This is a genomic window from Hydrogenispora ethanolica (assembly GCF_004340685.1).
Lineage (GTDB): Bacteria > Bacillota > UBA4882 > UBA8346 > UBA8346 > Hydrogenispora > Hydrogenispora ethanolica.
In genome coordinates this window covers 131,679-150,703 of record NZ_SLUN01000006.1, presented here as the reverse complement: position 1 = coordinate 150,703, position 19,025 = coordinate 131,679, and the positions used below count along the sequence as shown (strand labels likewise).

Below are 19,025 nucleotides of genomic sequence, written 5' to 3'. Positions count from 1 at the left end.
ATTGCAGGAACACTCTCAACCCTGTCCGGGCTGTTCCGTGTCGATAGTCCAAGACCCCGCTGCGGCCGGATCGAACCAATCCCAAGGATGCAACGGCGGCGGGGGCGATTGAAAAGTCAAGCGCTGCTTGGTGGTGGGATGGTTCAATTGCAACAGCGCCGCCCATAAAGCGACGGGTTGCCCCGGCACGTCCGATCCGGCGCCGTACTTCCAGTCGGCATACAAGGGATGGCCGATGGCCGCCAGTTGCGCCCGGATCTGGTGCGACCGCCCGGTCAGCAGATCGATCCGCAGCAGGGACCATTCGCGGCCGGATGTGGTGGCGAGCACTTCGTAATCGAGCAGCGCTTCCTTGGCGCCGGGCGTGCCCGGCGCGACGACCGCCACCCGGCGGGTCCGTTGATCTTTGAGGAGATAATGTTCGAGCCGGCCCCGGAGGGCCTCGGGCTGCCCTTGGGCCACCGCCAGATACATCTTATGCAGCTGCCGGGTCCGCACCTGTTCCGAGAGGCGCGCGGCCGCCTTGGAAGTCTTGGCGAAGACCATCACCCCGCCGACCGGCCGGTCCAAGCGGTGCACCAGCCCGAGATAGACATTGCCCGGTTTGTTGTAGCGGAGCTTCCGGTCCTCTTTCAAGAGGCTCAACAGGTCGGGATCGCCGGACTCGTCGGCCTGGGTCGGCAGATTGGCCGGTTTGACCACCACCAGCAGATGATTGTCCTCATACAGGATGGGAATGGCGGGAGCGCTCATCCCGCCGCCTCCCAACGGGCGGAATTGCCGCAGGGCAGGATCATGCCGGTGGCGGTGACGGGCAGCCCGACCTCGCCCGAATGCAACACTCCCCCGAAGCGCGGTTTCAAATGAATCCCCAGAATATTATCGAGCACCAAGGGGGTGATCCCGTTGGTGTAACTGTTGATCAGGAAAAAGAGCGGCCGCTCCGCCAATACCTGCGCGCAGGCCCCGACCAGGTTGAATAATTCGTCTTCCAGCTTCCAGACCTCGCCGTTGGGGCCCCGGCCAAAGGAAGGCGGATCCATGATGATCCCTTCATATTGGCGGCCGCGGCGTTGTTCCCTGCGCACGAACTTGAGCACGTCATCGACGATGAAGCGGACTGGCCGCTCCGCCAGGCCCGACAGGGCCAGATTCTCCTTGGCCAGCGTCACCATGCCCTTGGCGGCATCCACGTGGCAGACCTCCGCCCCGGCGGCGGCCGCGGCCACCGAGGCCGCACCGGTGTAGGCAAACAGGTTCAACACCCGCACCGGTCCCTGCGCCGCCCTGATCTTGGCGGCCAGCCAATCCCAGTTGGCCGCTTGCTCGGGGAAGACTCCGGTATGTTTAAAGCCCATCGTCCGCACCGTGAAGGCCAGCGATTGGTAACGGACCGTCCAACGCTCGGGCAACTTCTCAAAGAACTCCCACTCGCCCCCGCCATTGCTGCTGCGGTGGTAATGGGCGTGCGGTTTCTGCCACAGCGGGTTGTCGCCGATCACCGGCCAGATCACATGGGGGTCCGGCCGGCGCAGAATATACTTTCCCCAGCGCTCCAGCCGTTCTCCGTTCCCGGCATCGATCAATTCATACTCCCGCCAAGCCTCCGCCACAAACATCATTTCCGCTCCTTCATTCGCAAACAAGGCCTCTTCCCTGCGCCCTGCTCCCAACATTTTTATTCATACTCCGCCGCGCGCGGCTGAAAAAAGCGCCTGTCCATTTTTTTCGGCCGCCACCTTTGGAAAATTCTTTACTGGCCGGCCGCGCCGCGCTGAAACCGGGCGGACCTTTATTCGCAATGGTATATTTATTCTACATCGGGGCCCTAAAATCTTTTTCCGGCGGTCAATAATTTTCAAACTTTCGGGACCATCGCTCCGAAAGAAGCGGCAGATCTCCCGCCCAGCGGGGGCAAAGTTTCCCCGGCCCGGGGCGGGAAGCGCCGGGCCCCGGGCGGCTGGGGCGGAACACGGGGCGGTTGCCGCCTGACCCTGGGAGACCCGCCCCCGTTTCCGGGCAACCTCCGCCCCGGCCCCGGCCGGTGCCGCCCGGCAGCGGGCGCCGGTCCCCTCCCGCGCGGCACCGCGCCCCCCAGGGCGGGCGCCTCTCGCGCGCTCCGCCGCAGGGGCCGCCATTTAGCCGCCGGAACTCTCCTCGATTCCGGCGATCCGCGCATAGAGCGGATCGAGCGCCACCAGATCGGACTGCGTCAGATCGCCGAGCCGGCTCTTGCCCGCGGTCCTCGCCAGGAGCTGCATCTCCCGGACGCAACTCTGAAAATAATGATAGAGGTGCTGCGCGCCCATATCGAAGTCATATTTATCCTTCTCCTTGCCGTCGTTATACAGCAGTCCGGTGGGCGGCTCCCAGGGGACTGCCTTGGCGGTCTGGGTATGGGACATGGACAGGGCGGTGATCGTCCCCACCAGCACCGCATCGGCCCCCAAGGCCAGGCACTTGGCGAAGTCGCCCGGCTTGGCCAGCCCGCCGCCGACGATCAACGAGATTTTGTGATGCAACTGCTGCTCCCGCAGATAACGGACGGCCCGGCAGAGCGCAGGGAAGATCGGCAATCCCATGTCGTCCATGAATACCGACATGCCGCCGTGGGTCCCGCCCTCCAGGCCGTCGAAGGCGAGCACATCGGCGCCGCCTTCGATGAACCGTTCCATCTCCCGCTCCAGGTAATGGCTGGCCCCGAATTTGACGGCAATGGGCACCCCGCCCCCCACCTCTTTCAAGCTCCGGATCAAGTTGCGCCATCCCGCCATATCCTTCACTTCGGGCAGGCTGGAGGCCATCAGTACTTCAATTCCGGAAAGGGTACCGTAGCGCTGCGCGACCTCGCTGGTGATCTTTTTCCCATTGATCCGCACCGGAGCCGACCCCCGCGCCGAATGGCCCAGGGCGATCTCGATCAGGTCGGCTTTTTGCAGAATCCGCTCCGCCTTGGACCAAAACCCCCGGGTATACTGGATGATCAAACGGTCGGCATAGGTCCGTTCCTCGATCAGAAACGGCCCGTTGCCGGTGTTCGCCGCGGTCCCGGCCAGCGAGGCCGCTTTGGCCAGCGCCACCTTGGCCCGGAGGCTGTAACCGCTGCCATAGGCCATTCCTCCGATGAGAATGGGGATCTTCAGCCGCAGCGGCTTGGCGGCCAGGGGTCCCAGCTCCACCGCGGTATCGACGGCGGCCGCGTCCGGCAACGGGAGCCGGCTCAGATAGACCGGCTTAAACTGCAGCCGTTCCCAGTTGAATACCGCGCCAATGGCGCCATAGGGCCGGTCCAGCGGTTTCCCGTTCTGCGCCCGCTGGTTGGCCTCGAAGAATTGGCGCCAGGTGAGCTTGCGCCAGATGTTGACCATGGCCGGCAGCCTTGCCGGGAGCAGTTCCTTGCGGATGCGGATGATCCCGAACCAGCCCGAAAAGACGCCGGCCGCCACCGCCAGCAACAATCCGCACAAGGTTCCGCCCACGACCCATCCCAGCATGCCCATCACCACCCTGCTTGCAACGGCGAAGCAACCCCCGGAACCGTCACCCTTTCCCTCCGCTGTATTTTCGACATTCTCCAGGGAGAATATACCGTTCAGCCGGACTCCCGCAGGGCCGGCCAGCCTCCCGCGCCGCCGCTTCCCCGGTGGCTGCGGCAGTGAAAAAGCTCCTCCGGATGGTCCGAAGGAGCAGTATCGGGGGAATACGGTCAGCTTGTGAATATTGCCGGCGGCGCCGCCGGGCGCACTTAGCCGGCGTCTTGGACCCGCGGGGCGGATTCCGGCCGGGCCGGGATCACGGTGCGCTGCCCCGGCTGGGTGAGGCACTCGCGGCCCCAGATGTCCAGGGATAATGCCTCCCCGGACAGTTGCCGGATGCAGACCCGGTCCGCCGCGATCTCCAGTTTGAGCTTACGTCCCCGGAAGGCGATCTGGAAGGAGTAACCCTGCCACTGGGCGGGAACGTAGGGATTCAGCTGCAACCGTCCCTCCCTGACCAGCATGCCGGCAAAGCCCTGAACGATCGCCAGCCAGCTCCCGGCCATGCTCGTCAGATGAACGCCGTCATCGGTATCGGCATTGTAATTGTCCAGATCGAGCCGGGCGGTCCGCAGATACAATTCGTAAGCCTTGTCGCGGTAGCCGATCCGGCTGGCCAGGATCGAGTGGACGCTGGCGGAGAGCGAGGACTCGTGGACCGTGCGCGGTTCGTAAAAGTCGAAGTTGCGCCGGAGGCATTCCCGGTCGAAGCGTTCCGGGAAGAAATAGAGTCCCTGCAGCACGTCGGCCTGCTTGATAAAGTTGGAACGGAGGATCCGGTCCCAGGACCAGTGCTTATTCAACGGCAGTTCCGCCGGATCCAGCTCGGAGACGAGTTGCATCTCCTTATCCAGGTACTGGTCGTTCTGCTCGAAGATCCCCGCGGCTTCGCAGCGGGGATAGTACATCTTGGCGATGATCGCCGCCCATTGCCGCAGCTCGGACGGGTCCAGGCCCAGCCTGGCGACGAGCCGTTCCAGCGCCGCGCCGGCGCCGCGCCGGACCGTCTCCAGCGAATTCAGCGTATATTCCAGGGTCCAGGCGGCCATGGTGTTGGTGTACCAGTTATTGTTGACGTTATTCTCGTATTCATTGGGGCCGGTGACGCCGAGGATCAGGTACTGATCCCGCCGCGGCTGGTAGGTGACCCGGCTGGCCCAGAAACGACTGAGCTCGACCAGTACCTCCAAGCCGTACTGGATGAGGTAGGAGCTGTCCCCGGTGTACTCGGTATATTGATAGATGGCATAGGCGATCGCCCCGTTGCGGTGGATCTCCTCAAAGGTGATCTCCCATTCGTTGTGGCACTCCCGGCCGTCGACCGTGACCATCGGATAGAGCGCGCCTTTCAATCCGAGCTGGGCGGCATTCTCGCGGGCCCGTTGCAGATGGAGGTAGCGGTAGTACAACAGGTTCCGGGCCACCTCCGGGTCGGTGTAGAGATAAAAGGGGAAGCAGAAGGCCTCGGTATCCCAGTAGGTGCCGCCGCCGTACTTTTCCCCCGTGAAGCCCTTCGGCCCGATGTTGAGCCGGGGGTCCTTGCCGGTATAGGTCTGATTCAGCTGAAAGATGTTATAGCGGATCCCCTGTTGCGCCAGGTGGTCGCCACGGATTGTCAGATCGCTCTCCTCCCATTTCCGGGTCATTTCCCGCCGGTGCTCGGCCCAGAGCGCCGCATACCCTTGAGCCGCGGCTCCCCTCAGCTTGGCGAGGCAGATCTCGTTGAGGCCGGCGACGGGATAATCCCGCGAGGTACAGACGGCGATCAGCTTGTGCAAGGTCAGCTTTTGGCCCTGTTCCACCTGAACTTCACAGCTCCAGCCGACTTTCTGCGGCGCGGCAATGGCTTCCCGGCTGGGAAAGACCTCATCCCGGTCTAAAAAGAGCTGGACCGCCATGGCGGTTGCCACGGTGAATTCGCTTTTCTTGGTCCGCATCACCAAGAGGGCCCAGTCGGAAGCGACGGTTTGGGCCACTTCCTCCCAGAACTGCTCGGCGTAATTGGCGTCTTCGTTGACGACATCCCCATCCAGGTAAGGGGTTAGCGACAGGGTCCCCGCATAATTGAGCGGCGTTATCTCCACCGCCAGGCAGGCCAGGTTGTTCTCGGCCATGCTCAAAAAACGGGTGAAACAGCAAGCCGTCTCGCGGCCGTCGGCGCCGCTCCAAACGAAAGAACGGGTCAACCGGCCCTCTTTCATATCCAGCTCGCGCCGGAAATCCCGGATCCGGCATTGGGCCAGGTCCAAGGATGCGCCGCCGCTGGCGATTTTGACTCCGATCCAGTTGGCGGAGTTGATCATTTTGGCGAAAAACTCCGGGTACCCGATCTTCCACCAACCCACCCGGGTCTTATCGGGATAAAAGACGCCCGCGAGGTAGGTTCCGGGCAGGCTGTCCCCGGAGTAATCCTCCTCGAAAAACCCCCGCAGGCCCATGTGTTCGTTGCCCAGGCTGAAAATGCTTTCGGAAAAACGGTTGGCCGCCGGGTCAAACTCCTGCTCGATAATGCGCCATTCATCCACGCCGAACTTCACCTTCATCGTAAGTTCCTCCGGAAAAGAAATCGCTAATGGGTCCGTTCCCAGCCGGCTTTGCAAAACTTTTTTCATGGGATAGGCTTCGGAGATCGCCTTTAGCCTAGCAAAAAGCTGAAAAACGGAGAATTCTTGGAAATAATGCAATTTCATTATATAAGCAAGCAATCTTTTATGTCAAGCAAACGTTTGCGCAAAGTTCATTCCTATGTTATCGTAGGTACCAAGCGTTGCAATTCGGCCCGAGGTACAAGGATTTCCGGCCGGAGCGAAGAAATATAACAGTATTTTACGGAATTCCGCAGTGGATGAAAGGATGTTAGGATTGGCTACCATCAAGGATGTCGCCCAGCTGGCAAACGTTTCTCCATCGACCGTCTCCCGGGTCATCGCCGACAGCAAACGGATCAGCGACGAGACCAAGGAACGGGTCAAAGCAGCGATGCAGCAGCTCCATTACCACCCGAACCTGATCGCGCGCAGCCTGATCCGGCGTTCCAGCCAGACTTTGGGATTGGTCCTGTCCCGCTCCACCGACAGCGCGTTTTCCAATCCTTTTTTCCCGGAGATCCTGCGCGGCATCAGCGCCGTCTCCAAAAGCTATCATTACGGCCTGATGCTGGCCGCCGCCGAGGACTATGCCGAAGAGGCCAAACTCTGCCTGAAAATGATGACGGAGCGGCGCGTCGACGGCGTCCTGCTCCTGGCGTCCCGGGTCAATGACGGCTTGATCCGGGAGCTGTCGGCGAGCGACTGTCCCTTCGTGGTTCTGGGGCGGGCGCCGGAGAGCCTCAAATGTTATTCCGTAAATAATGACAATATCCAGGCCGCTTATTCGGCGGTGCGCCACCTGTTGAACCTGGGCCACCAGCGGATCGCCCTGTTGAACGGACCCGCCGATTACATTTTCTGCCAGGACCGGTTTGAGGGCTACCGTTTCGCCTTCCGGGAGTTCGGCATCGAGCATGACCCGGAATGGATCAAAAGCGGCAGCCTGACGCAGGAAGACGGCTACCGCCTGACCCGGGAGCTTTTCCAGCTCGACCCGGCGCCCAGCGCCATCTTTTGCGTGGACGACGTGATGGCCATCGGCGCGTATCAGGCCATCAAGGAACGGGGGCTGACCATCCCCGGCGATATCGCCGTCGTCGGCTTCAATGACGATCCGCTGGCTTCGGTGATCGAACCTCATTTGACCACGGTCCGGATTCCCATCTATGAGATGGGCGTCACCGCCACCCAGATGATCATCCGCATTTTGGAAGGAAACGAACCCCTGCCCTTCCAGAGAGTCTTATCGTCGGAACTTGTGATCCGTCAATCCTGCGGCGCCAATCCCTGAACCATTCCATAACCCGCTCCGGTTCAAGCGCTGAATACGCTGCAACTCCATGGAGCAGTCTCGCTCCGCTCCATAATTAACTATATAGCAGTACGTTTTCAATTCTTTAACAATTTTTTCAGTGGAAAGAAGGAAATTTATGACTGGAAAAGAATTATTTTGTTATGCAAACGTTAGCACAAATTTTCTGTTATTTCATTGCAGTCAATCACGGTAAAAGGGGGAATTGGCGGAACGGTTAAATCGGGGCGTCTCGAAAAAAAGAATTTGGGAGGGATTTTGGAATGAAAGGCAAACTGTTGAAGGGGATTTTTCTCATCCTGGTAGTCGGATTGATCGGCAGTACGGTTTTAGCGGCCGAGAACGTCAAATTGAACTTCTTCTTTTACAAGCAGGAGATCAGTGACCAATTGAAAGAGATGGCCGCCGCGTTCAGCAAGACCCACCCCAATATCACCATCGATCTGGAGATGGTGCCCAATGATAGCATGGCCGTCCTCCGTTCCAGAATGGCCAGCGGCCAAGCGCCGGAAATTATTCAGCTCCAATCCTACGCGGCGGTCTTTGAGTTCGCCCAGGCCGGATGGCTGCTGGATCTGACCAAGGAACCGGTCCTGGCCAAGGTGGCCGGCAACACCAAAACCGCGGTTACATATAAGGGTAAGGTCTACGCCCTGCCGATGGACGTCGCCGGCATCGGCATCATCTATAACAAAGACATCTTCAAGAAATACCAGTTGCAACCGCCGACCACCTTCAACCAATTGCGGGCGGTCTGCAATACCTTGAAAAAGAACAAAATCACCCCGTTTGCCTCCATGTTCAAGGTCAACTGGTCGCTGGGGCATTTCCTGTCCATGGCCCATACCACGCTGGCCGGTTCCAAAGTGCTGCCTTGGATCGCAGCGATGAACGAGGGCAAAGCCTCTTTCGCCGATCCGGTCAATACCGCCGAGTTATTTAAACTCCTGGACTTTTATAAGGCCAATTCCGACCCGAAAGCCGCCGAATTCGACTGGAACGAGCAACAAGCCGCTTTCGCCAAGGGTGAGGCCGCCATGATGGTGCAGGGCCTCTGGTCCTACGGCGCGGCCATCGGCACCAATCCCAAACTGAATTGCGGTTTTATCCCCTTCCCCTGCAGCAACAATGCGAAGAATAATAAACTCTTCGCCGACGTCGATTCCACCCTGGCCGTGGCCGCCTCCGCCAGCCCGGAGAAGATCAAGGCCGCCAAGACCTTCCTGGAATGGCTGGCCACTCCGGAAGCGATCAAGATCTGGGTCGAAAAATGCAAGCTGGTCCCGACCTTCAAAGGCGCCGATGTCTCCAAGATGGATGCCCCGTTCCAGGATCTCGTCGGCTACCTCAATTCCGGGAAGACCAATCCCTGGGCCTTCTCCATGTATCCGGTGGCCGCTTTCGAAGACGCCGCCAAAAACGGCGCCCAGGAATATATCTTCGGCCGGAAGAGCGCCAAGCAAGTGATCCAGTATTTTGACGAAACCTGGCGCAAAGCCGTGAAGAAGTAGTGTGGATTGGGGCGCGGCGGGCGGACTCCTCCGCCCGCCGCGCCTGCCGGTCTGAAAGGAGTAGAAATGGTCGCTACCAAACAGAGCAAAGCCTTTTATTTCATCCTGTTCCTGCTGCCGGCGCTGCTGCTTTACGGGCTGTTTTTTATCGGCCCTTTCTGCCAGGGCATCCAGTATTCTTTCACCGACTGGAACGGGATCGTGCCGGAGATTCCTTTCATCATCAGCCGGACCGATTTCCAAACCAAAATCGTCGCCGCCATCGGTTCCCGCCAGGACCTCCGGTATCTTCAGCGCTATTACCGGCGGGACGATTCCGGAGAGAATTACCGTCTGACCAACTGGATTCAGGAGCGGGGCGTGACCCGCCAGCTGAACCGGGCCGAGCGGAGCCGCATCAAGCGGATTCTGGCCTCCGTGGGCATCCGGTCCATTCACTTTATCGGCTTTGAGAATTACCGGCAAATGTTTCAAAGCGACGAACGGTTCGTGCCCCGTTTGGAGACGAAATTCTTGTTCAATGAATTTGACGATCTGCCCCCGGCCATTCCGGCCAAGGATTTTCATCAATATCTCCTGCCGCATCTGACCCGTCCCGCCGAAAAAACGTTGGTGCTGTCCCACTACCGGCTCCATCGAGCCAGCCATGCCTACCGGTTGTCCGGTGCGCTCTCCGACGCCGCGGCGGACCGGCTGCGCAACATTTTGAGCAAGCGGATGTACGCGACGCTGTTCATTCCCGGCGTCATCGGCTTCACGCTGTTTTTCACGGTGCTGAATGTCATCTTTTCGAACCTGCTGGCGCTGATCCTGGCGCTGGTGCTGGATACCCGGCTGAAGACCAAAAATCTCTTGCGTTCGATCTTCTTTTTCCCCAATGTCTTGAGCCTGGTGATCGTCGCGTTCATCTGGTCGTTCGTCTTCCGGTTGATCTTTCCCCCGCTCACCGGGATCTCCGTCTGGCTGGGCAGCCCGGATCTGGCGCCTTATGCCCTGCTGATGGTGACGGTCTGGCAGGGTTGCGGCTGGCTGATGATTATATATCTGGCCGGCCTGCAGACCATACCCGTGGACATCCTGGAAGTGGCGGCCATCGACGGGGCGGGATGGTGGCAGCGTCTGCGGCATATCACCGTTCCCCTGCTCATTCCGGCCTTCACCATTTGCACCTTCTTTAGCCTGGCCAATTCTTTAAAAACCTTCGATGTCATTATGGCGCTGACCCAGGGCGGCCCCGGTTATGTGACGACTCCGATCGTGCTGGACATCTATTACGACGCCTTCCGCAACAACCAGTTTGGCTATGCCACGGCCAAGGCGGTCTTCCTCTGCCTGATGATCATGATCGTTACCGGCGTGCAACTCTATTTCATGAAACGGAGGGAGATGGAACTATGACAAAGGCAGCCCTCTCCGGCCCAGTGGCGGAACGGGGAACGGATCACCGGCCCCACCGCCTGAAAAACTGCGGCTTAACCGTTTTAGAGATCGCGACCGCCCTTTTCGCGCTGCTGTTCATCTCTCCGACCCTTTTGATCCTGGTCAATTCCTTCAAAAGCGACGCCGAGATCACCTTAAACCCGGTCTCCCCGCCCACTTCGCTGAGCCTCGCCAATTACGCCGCGGCCTGGCAAGAAACGAATTTCCCGGTCGTCTTCGCCAATACCCTGCTCATTACCGTGTTCAGCACCATGGGCATCATTCTGGTCAGTTCGATGGCAGCCTACATCCTGGCCCGGACCAAGACCAAATTGAGCTGGTTTTTTTATCTGGCCTTCACGTTCTCATTGGTGGTGCCGTTCCAAACCTTCATGATTCCCCTGGTACAGACCGCCAAGGAGTTGAACTTGCAGAATGTATGGGGAATTATCCCGATTTATATCGGATTGGGCTGTCCGCTCGCAGTCTTTATGTATCATGGTTTCGTCAAAAACGTGCCCCTGGAGATCGAGGAGTCGGCGGCCATCGACGGAGCCGCGGTACCCCGAATCTTTTTTCAGCTGGTCTTCCCGCTCTTGACCCCGGTCACGGCGACCATTGCGATCCTGGACGCGCTCTGGATCTGGAATGACTTCCTCTTGCCCTTGATTATCCTCCCGAAACAGTCCACCTTGCAATTGGCCCAGTTCGGCTTCTTCAGCCTGTACCGGCGCCAATACTCGCTGGCTATGGCTTCCCTGGTGTTGTCGGCCGCGCCGATCGTCCTCTTCTACCTGGCGATGCAAAAGTATATCGTCAAAGGAGTGGCCGCCGGCGCGGTCAAAGGTTGAATCCGAAAGCCCCCGCAAAGCCGGGGGCTTTTTCATGAGCGGGGCAATGGGCGGGGCAAAGTTTTAGCGCTCAAATCTCACAAAAAGGTCAAAATCAGGAAGGGATCGTCCGGCGTTTCGCGAATTTATAGTTCAGAATCATTACCGGATAAAGGAGCCTCAACGATGAAAAAAATGCTTTCCGTATGGATGCTCGGCTTATTCTTGGCGTTTTTCTCTGGCAGCGCCCTCGGCGATTCCATCAACCATGACGCTTTTCACGTTCTGAACCGCACCGTAAAAGTAATTTCCAGAGCGCAATACGCCGCCCGGACGGGCCAGTTGTACCGGGGGTTGTCGCTCACCGTCACCCATCAGCGGCGCGCCCAGGATTTATACGGCAAAGGTTTTTATGAAGAAGCCATCTACCATTCGCTGCGTGCGCGCAAGCTCGCCATCGGCGTTATCGATCTGAACCGGATTTATCTGGAGAAGGACCTCGCCGACCTGGATGAGGTGGAAAAAATTTATGAAGCCAAGCGGCCCAATGATTCCAGCCTGGATAAGAAGGTCAAAGGAAAGAGCGTCAGCAACAACGATGAGGCGGCCCTCGACGCCTTAATCAAACCGGTAGCCGAGTCCACGCTGCCCGCGCAGCCGGCTCCTCAGCCTCAGGCGGCGCCCGACAAGACCCCGGCCAAAGCAGCCGCACCGGCAACCCCGGTTACTCCTCCCGCCGCGGCAACGCCCGCACCGGCGGCCGGTTTAAAAGGAATGGTCGCTTACGTGGAAGGGAACATGGTCGTCATCAACCTTGGAGCTAACACCGGCGTCCAAACAGGCATGGTCTTTGTAGTCGATCATGTGAAGGCGGTCGTGAAAGATCCTGCCAACGGAGAGGTCATCGACCAGATCACCGTCCCGATTGCGGAACTCAAAGTGACTGCGGTCAAGGAGAAAGCAACGACCTGTGTCGTCACCGCTACCTTGGCGCCTGAATTTTCGATCGCCGTCGGAGATTCGGTGGCGCAACGGCCGGCCGCCAATTAAGTACGCTTTCGTTGCCCCGAATAATGATATGAAGCGGGGGCGCCCCCCAAAAATGAAACTCCTTCCGGTATACTGCCGAAGGAGTTTTTCAATTGCAACCTTTTTTGAGAGCGTTATCCAAGGCTGTTGGTCCGGGCCAAACAGCCTTTTTTCTCATGAAAATCGGTCTTTAGCAACGCCCCGCGATCATCGTTACTTTTTGGACTGCCAATTCCAATAAGTCCAAGACCTTGCGCAGCTGATGGAGGCCGAAACCAAAACGGATCCGCTCTTCCGCCTGATCGAGAATTTCCAGAATCGCTGCTTTTTTATAGAAGCGCAGCGGCAACATGCGCACCGAGCCTTTGGCGAGTTCGAGCCCGTTCATTAAATCGCTGCGACTCATGCCCAAGAGTCCTCCGGGGTTGCCGCGGCCCCGCGAGCGCCCCGGCCTTCCGCCGAACGGATTCATGTGACTCACCGGGCCGAACCCGCCCGGGTGCTTCATTCCATCCGGGCCAAAACCGACCGGTCCGCCCGGACCGTACTTGCAAAAACCGCCTCCCCGGCTTCCATTCCCGCGCAATCCCTGGCGCAACGGTCGATGCCGGCTGAATTCAACAGGGATATGCGGACTGGATTGCATCAGGATTCCCGGAGAATCGTCATCAAAGCGACCCGGATCAATCCCCGGCGGCTCACCGATTCCCAGCCTTACGGATGCCGTATTAAGTGGTCTCAGACCCGGTCCGGCCGAATCACCGATTCCAATCGAAGTTCCCAACTCCGCGCCGGACGCTAACCCGGCGCTCGGACCGATACCGCCATTGAGTTCGCCAAACTCCCGCTGTTCCAGTTGGCCGGGGTTCAAGGCTCCAACCGGGCCGGGAGGACTCAATTCCGGCGCAGCAAAACCAGCGGGCTCCCAGACAAAAAACCGCTCCGGTTGCCGCAACAAAGCCGTCACTGCTTGGGATAAGCGCGTGATGTGATTCATTACTGCCATTGCACGGCTCATGAAATCACCTCCTGCTATCATACTATGAGTTATTTTGGAACCAATGGATAAAAGCTCGCCACAAAGTGATATTGTACCATACCGATCATGCCGAAAGAATATCATCGGAAATCACAGCTGACCGGGGAACGGACTGAACCCGAAGGCGATAACATTTCATCAGCACGCCGGTTGCGCTTCTTCCCGTCCCGGTATTAAAAACGTTACATTGGACAATGGCGGGATAGGCCAAGATAAACATCAGGCCGGTGATACACACCGCATAATCCCGGGTTCCTTCGGGAGTGGCTGGGCGGCTACTGCACCAAAAGCGCAGCGGGAGAGCGCCGCGTCCGGTTCCTCCCCTGCGCTCGGAATTCGGTATTTAGCGGTGGAAGATCGCGAATAGGATCATCGTGGTGATCATAATGGTAAGTCCCTGAAAGAGCGTCGCCGCGGTCTGGGCTTTGTAAGCGTCGGTCACTTTCAGGCCGGAGAACTGGGAGACGACCCAGAAGTAGCTGTCATTGACGTGGGAGACCGTCATGGCGCCGGCGCCGATGGCCATCACCACCAGCGTCAAGTCCATTGGCGAGGCCAAGCCCAACTGGGCCAGCATTGGCGCGAGCAATGCCGAGGTCGTGACCAGCGAGACCGTGGAAGAGCCTTGCGCGGTCTTAAGGAGCGCCGCGATGAGAAACGGCAGCAGCAGGACAAAGGCTCCGCCAAAAAAGCTCGCGCCGGCGAAGCTTTTGATATAATCGGCGATCGGCGTATTCGCCAAAACGTTGCCAAAAGCACCTCCGGCGCCGGTGATGACCAGGATGATCGCCGAATCCTTGATGCCCTGCCCGAACCAGTCCATCAACGTCTCTTCATCGTACTTGGGGAGCAGCAACATCGACAGCAGTACGCCGATGAGCAAGGCATTGAGCGGAAAGCCCAAGAAGGTGAACCAATCGCTGCCCGCGCCGGTATACTGGGCATATTTGATGACGGACGCCAGTCCGATGAGGAAAATCGGGATCACGATCGGCGCAAAAGAGAGCAGCGCGCTGGGCAGTTTCCGGTATTGTTCCTTGATCTCCTCGTAGTTGGCGCCGCTATCGTCCAAGCTCGAAGTGATCTGCTTGCCGATCCGGTAGGCCCACCAGAGACCGACCAGCGCAGCGGGGATGGCCACCATCAGTCCGACAATGATCACCAGACCCAGGTCCGCCCCGACATTTCCGGCGGCCGCGATCGGCCCCGGAGTGGGCGGCACCAGCACATGGGTCGAATACAGTCCGGTCGAGAGCGCCACCGCCATGACGGCGATGGGAATTCCGGCCCGTCTGGCCAGCGCGCGGTTGAGCGGAGTTAAGATCACAAAACCCGAATCGCAAAACACGGGAATGCTCGTAATGTAGCCGATGATGCTCATGGCCAGCGGCGAACGTTTGATCCCCACCCACCCCAGCACTACCTCGGCCATTTTTAACGCCGCCCCGGAGCGCTCCATGATAGTCCCGATGATCGTACCCGTGACAATGACCAGGCCGATGCTGGTCATCAAGTTGCCGAATCCCTGGGCGATTACGCCCCCGATGAACGGGACCGGCATCCTCACCGCGAACGCGACGCCGTAAGCGGCCAATAACAGGGCGAAAAACGGATGAATCTTAAACCTCGCCGTCAACAGGACGATAAAAGCGATCGCCAGCAACACAATGAGCAACAGCAACGGACCCTGGACCATCGCTGCTTTGGCGGCGATTAGCTGTTCCGGTGTCATTTCCGATCGACCCCCCATGAATGGAATCTTCGCCCCGCTTCGGCATCTTGAGAAACGAAGGCCATCTTATTGTTGGCAACATGTTCCCATATCTATTCAGAATCGCCGGCAATATGCCTTTTCTTCAACAATATCCACTCCATGGCTCCGCGACGGATCGTTCCACCCGTCCGAACGGATCCCAAAGGCCGATGCCCGGCGGAAGTATCCTATATCGATTGAGCGATCCGAAGCGAGGAAGCTAAGGATCCTTTCCTCCCCGGGTTCCGGAATAGTCAGCCGGAGCCTTGGAACAGCTCTCCCGGATCGCGGCAAAGTTCTTCCCGCTCTTGGAAGAGCTGTCCCGGCCGCCGGCGGAGTTTTCCCGAGCTCCGGAAGAGTCATGCGGAGCCATGGAACAACTCTCCCGGACCGTGGGAAAGTTCTCCCAGGTCTTGGAAGAGTCGTCCCGACCGCCGGCGAAGTTTTCCCGAGCCCCGGAAGGGTCAGCCGGAGTCATGGAACAGCTCTCCCGGGCCATGGAACGACTTTCCCGGGTCTTGGAACAGTAACCCCGGCTTCCCGGAAGTATGTCCGGACCTCTGGCCAGGGTTTCCGGAGTCTTCGGACGGCATTCCGGAACTTCCGGAAGGTCGCCCGGTAGTCCCGTCGGGCCGTCTCCCCGGTCTTCCCCGCCGGGCCGGACCACTCCCTCTTTCGCGCGGCCCGCGCTTTCTCAGGAAGAAACGAGCTCCCGCAGGGCCCGGCGGCAGGACTCGCAGATGTTTTTGCCCCTGACGTTTTCCACTCCTTCGGGGCTGCCGCAAAAGACACAAAACGGTTCATATTTTTTGATGACAATCATGTCGCGGTCGACGTATATTTCGAGGGAGTCGGCATCCTCGATATTCATGTTCCGCCGCAGCTCGCTTGGGATGACCACTCTGCCGAGACAGTCAACTTTCCGAACAATTCCGATAGGCCTCATCATGGCCCTTCACTCCTTTATGACGAAATCCATATCCCAAATGGCATCCGTCTGATACTTTCAAAAATAACGGTTTCATAAGTTTATAATCCGGTTATGCCATTCAAAGGCGACGGGCCGGAGGGAGCCCCGCTCAAATGCCGCCAGCATCTTGACGGGTTCCTTGATTTTCTCGCGGCTCATCCGTGAGTCTCCCCCTGTTTCATGGCGGTGATTGCCGGCATTTTTCCGCTCATGACATGAAGACGCCGTAACTCTTGATATAGCCATGCGGCAGTAATGAGCGACGCGCCAAAATCGGCGACCGGCCCCGCCATGATCACGCCATGCAGTTTGAAAAAATGCGGCAGAATAAGCACCGCCGGGATCAGCAGGATAAACTGGCGGGATAAACTCAACAAAGCCGCCGGAGTGGGGCGCCCCACCGCCATGAAGTAATTGGAACCGATGACTTGAAAACCGATGAGCGGCAACATCATCAGGAAAACCCGCATCGCGTAAACCGTGAAATCGCGCAACCGGGCATCGTCCCGATTGAACACCCCAACCAGCTGCTCGGGAAATGCTTCCACGATGACAAATCCGGCTATCGCGATGATACTGGCGCCCAAAACGGCCAACTTTAATGCCTGCTTGACCCGGTCGTATTTTTGGGCGCCATAGTTAAAGCCGATAATCGGCTGAACTCCCTGGTTGATGCCGAATAACGGCATCAGCACCAGCGTTTGCAGGCTGGTTACGATGCCCATTCCGGAGATGGCGAGATCGCCGCCGTACCGGATTAGGCTGCGGTTCAGGATCAGATTGACCAGGCTGGTGGCCAGCTCCATCACAAACTGGGCCGAGCCGAGAGCGATGATCTTGCCAACGATCGCTTGATCCAGCTTGAGATTTTTACGCCGGATTTTTAGCGAACTTTTTCCGGAGATGAAATAATGAAGCACCCATAAACCGGAGATCCCTTGCGCCAGTACAGTGGCCAGCGCCGAGCCCCGGATGCCCATTCCCAGACCGAAAATGAAAATGGGGCAAAATACGACATTTAATGCGGCCCCCAGCAGCATGGTGAACATGGCCGTCCTGGGGTTCCCCTCGCCCCGGATGAAATTATTCATGCCGAACCCTATGCTCTGAAAGAGCGTCCCCCCCAAAATAACCTGCAGATAGGCTTCAGCGTAGGGCAATACTTCGCGGCTGGCGCCGAAGAGTTTCAATACTGGTTTCAAAAATATCAGGCCAAAAAACGTAATTGCCAAAGATACGATAGTCAGCAGCAGAAATGCGTTTCCCACAATGCGTTCCGCTTGGTCCCGGTCACCCTCCCCCAGCTTGATGGAGACCAGCGCGCTGGCTCCGATGCCGATCAGCAGTACAAACGCGACGATAATCAGCATCACCGGGAAACTGATGGTGACTCCCGCCAGCCCCAGCGTGCCTACGCTGTTGCCGATAAATGCCCGGTCAATCACGTTGTATAAAGAATTCACCAGCATTCCTACGATTGCCGGGAGGGAAAACTCGAAGAGCAGCTTGGATATGTTTTTTTCACTAAGTTGTTGCGTATGATCCATCAACCTTTACTCCTTCAGACTCAAGCCATTGCCAATCCCCCATTTCAGCCTGCGGTTACAATAAACCGGATTCAAGCTGTGCGAAGAGACACTTTCGTCCATTTAATATCCCAATATCTGGGTTGCTATGGTCTCGGCCGATTCCCGTTCCAGATTGTCCATGGAAACCGGAACCTCCGGTCAGTTTCCCAATTCCAATTCGAGCTTCGCCAAACCGGTACGATAGGAGGAAACCGCCTGATAGTATTGGTCCTGTGCTTCGTCCAGGGCAAGCTGACGATCCCGGACATCCATAATGGTGGCTACTCCGGCATTGTAACGAATCTCGGTCATCCGTAAATCTTCTTTGGCCAACTCCACATTGGCCTGGTAGGCGCCGGCTTTCTCCCAATCGACCTGAACCGTTTGCAATGCCTTTTGAATGTTCTCCCGCGCCGAGTCCCGCGTTTTGGCCGCGTTAATCCTGGCAAGCTGCAACGTTTCCTCCGCAGCCTTGACTTTGGAAGCGGTGACCTTGCCGTCGTATAAGGTGCCGCTCACGCCCAGGACATATTGCCAGTTGTCGGTAGAGTCGGCATGGGTTCCCGACAGGGACAGCGCCGGGTTGAGATTGGCCTTGGCGATCTCCACATTGTATTGGGCAATTTGGATGGCTTGCTCCCCCTGGATCATGTCGGGACGTTGCCGGTAGGCCTTTTCCAAGAGCGGATTCAACGTCAGGTTGACTTGAGCGGGAATCTGCCCCATGGCCGAATCATATGCGAGTTGAAACGCTTGATCCTTATCGATCCCAATCAAAGTCGCCAAAGTCAGCCGCGCCAGCGCGACTTCGCTCTTGGCCGAGATGACTTCCGCTTTCTGCTGTTTCCAGGATACTTCGGCCTCGAGCAGCTCATATTGGGACTTTTTCCCGACTTGATAGTATTTTTCGACCTGCTGATAATGCTGGCCCAGATTATCGTAGGAAGCCTGGGCGACGGCGAGTTGCTGTTCTTTCAACCATAGATCGTAGAATCCCGCTTTAATATCGTAAGTGAGCTGGAGTCTGGTCTGGCGTTCGTCCTCCTTGGCGCTGTCCAGCCCGAGCAGCGCCACCCGGAGGCTGTTCGACAGTTTGCCGCGGTTGAGCAAGGGCAGGTCGATCGATACGGTACCGCTGTTATAATCGGTTCCGGCCGTCTGCTGGACGCGGCTGACGCTATAGTCCACCGTGGGCCGGAAACCCGCCGCCGCTTGATTGACGCTTTCCTGGGCCACTTTCATATTTTGGGCTTCTTGCTGCAGCTCCCGGCTATTGGCGAAACCCAGTTGTAAACAGGTTTCCAGCGATAAGACCCGGGTTGGCGGGGGCGTATCCGCGGCCGCGGCCGCCGCTAGAGCCGGGAGCATCATCCCTGAAACGATCAGGAAAGGAATCAATGCCTTTCGTAACATCTGCAACACCTCTGGCTAGAATTGTATGTGCGAAACTCGGTCAACTCATATTCTCCG

Annotated in this window: 15 protein-coding genes; 6 read left to right on the top strand and 9 right to left on the bottom strand. The window is 58.2% G+C overall.

The features are described from left to right. Positions 1–15: 15 nt before the first annotated feature. The 4 genes from EDC14_RS07345 to EDC14_RS07330 form a co-directional block, all read right to left on the bottom strand. Positions 16–753, bottom strand: a complete 738-nt coding sequence (locus EDC14_RS07345; protein WP_132013619.1) for an RluA family pseudouridine synthase — start codon at positions 751–753, stop codon at positions 16–18. After that, on the bottom strand, positions 750–1,619 hold the full coding sequence (locus EDC14_RS07340) for a class I SAM-dependent methyltransferase (protein ID WP_132013682.1): 870 nt from the start codon (positions 1,617–1,619) through the stop codon (positions 750–752). The genes EDC14_RS07345 and EDC14_RS07340 overlap by 4 nt, the downstream gene beginning before the upstream one ends. 519 nt (positions 1,620–2,138) lie before the next feature. Beyond that, positions 2,139–3,494, bottom strand: coding sequence for an FMN-binding glutamate synthase family protein (locus EDC14_RS07335; protein WP_165907871.1), 1,356 nt, complete (start codon positions 3,492–3,494; stop codon positions 2,139–2,141). Positions 3,495–3,745: 251 nt separating this feature from the next. Then, positions 3,746–6,079 carry a family 65 glycosyl hydrolase domain-containing protein gene (locus EDC14_RS07330; RefSeq protein ID WP_132013617.1) on the bottom strand — a complete coding sequence of 778 codons (2,334 nt, stop codon included), beginning with the start codon at positions 6,077–6,079 and terminating at the stop codon, positions 3,746–3,748. A 319-nt stretch (positions 6,080–6,398) separates the two neighbouring features. On the opposite strand from EDC14_RS07330, the gene EDC14_RS07325 reads away from it, so the two are divergent. From EDC14_RS07325 to EDC14_RS07305, 5 genes are all read left to right on the top strand, one after another. Beyond that, positions 6,399–7,415, top strand: a complete 1,017-nt coding sequence (locus EDC14_RS07325) for a LacI family DNA-binding transcriptional regulator (protein ID WP_165907870.1) — start codon at positions 6,399–6,401, stop codon at positions 7,413–7,415. Between the two features lie 284 nt (positions 7,416–7,699). Beyond that, positions 7,700–8,947 (top strand): ABC transporter substrate-binding protein, encoded by a 1,248-nt coding sequence (locus EDC14_RS07320; protein ID WP_132013615.1) that lies wholly within the window; start codon positions 7,700–7,702, stop codon positions 8,945–8,947. A 66-nt stretch (positions 8,948–9,013) separates the two neighbouring features. Beyond that, complete coding sequence (locus tag EDC14_RS07315; protein WP_132013614.1) at positions 9,014–10,345, top strand: carbohydrate ABC transporter permease; 1,332 nt, start codon at positions 9,014–9,016, stop codon at positions 10,343–10,345. Continuing rightward, entirely contained in the window at positions 10,342–11,217 is an 876-nt protein-coding gene (locus tag EDC14_RS07310) for a carbohydrate ABC transporter permease (protein WP_132013613.1), read from the top strand. The genes EDC14_RS07315 and EDC14_RS07310 overlap by 4 nt, the downstream gene beginning before the upstream one ends. 165 nt (positions 11,218–11,382) lie before the next feature. Further along, positions 11,383–12,246, top strand: coding sequence for a FlgT C-terminal domain-containing protein (locus EDC14_RS07305; protein WP_132013612.1), 864 nt, complete (start codon positions 11,383–11,385; stop codon positions 12,244–12,246). 169 nt (positions 12,247–12,415) lie between these two features. On the opposite strand, the gene EDC14_RS07300 is transcribed toward EDC14_RS07305, so the two are convergent. Then, positions 12,416–13,243, bottom strand: coding sequence for a hypothetical protein (locus EDC14_RS07300; RefSeq protein WP_132013611.1), 828 nt, complete (start codon positions 13,241–13,243; stop codon positions 12,416–12,418). 364 nt (positions 13,244–13,607) lie between these two features. Further along, on the bottom strand, positions 13,608–14,996 hold the full coding sequence (locus EDC14_RS07295; protein WP_132013610.1) for a GntP family permease: 1,389 nt from the start codon (positions 14,994–14,996) through the stop codon (positions 13,608–13,610). Positions 14,997–15,283: 287 nt separating this feature from the next. Here EDC14_RS07295 and EDC14_RS07290 point away from each other — a divergent pair, with 287 nt between their 5' ends. Beyond that, entirely contained in the window at positions 15,284–15,547 is a 264-nt protein-coding gene (locus tag EDC14_RS07290) for a hypothetical protein (protein WP_132013609.1), read from the top strand. Positions 15,548–15,711: 164 nt separating this feature from the next. On the opposite strand, the gene EDC14_RS07285 is transcribed toward EDC14_RS07290, so the two are convergent. The 3 genes from EDC14_RS07285 to EDC14_RS07275 form a co-directional block, all read right to left on the bottom strand. After that, positions 15,712–15,966: an AbrB/MazE/SpoVT family DNA-binding domain-containing protein gene (locus EDC14_RS07285; protein WP_165907869.1), complete on the bottom strand. Its 255-nt coding sequence runs from the start codon at positions 15,964–15,966 to the stop codon at positions 15,712–15,714. A gap of 176 nt (positions 15,967–16,142) precedes the next feature. Next, positions 16,143–17,534, bottom strand: coding sequence for an MATE family efflux transporter (locus tag EDC14_RS07280; protein WP_132013608.1), 1,392 nt, complete (start codon positions 17,532–17,534; stop codon positions 16,143–16,145). Positions 17,535–17,714: 180 nt separating this feature from the next. Beyond that, complete coding sequence (locus EDC14_RS07275) at positions 17,715–18,968, bottom strand: TolC family protein (RefSeq protein ID WP_132013607.1); 1,254 nt, start codon at positions 18,966–18,968, stop codon at positions 17,715–17,717. Positions 18,969–19,025: the final 57 nt, after the last annotated feature.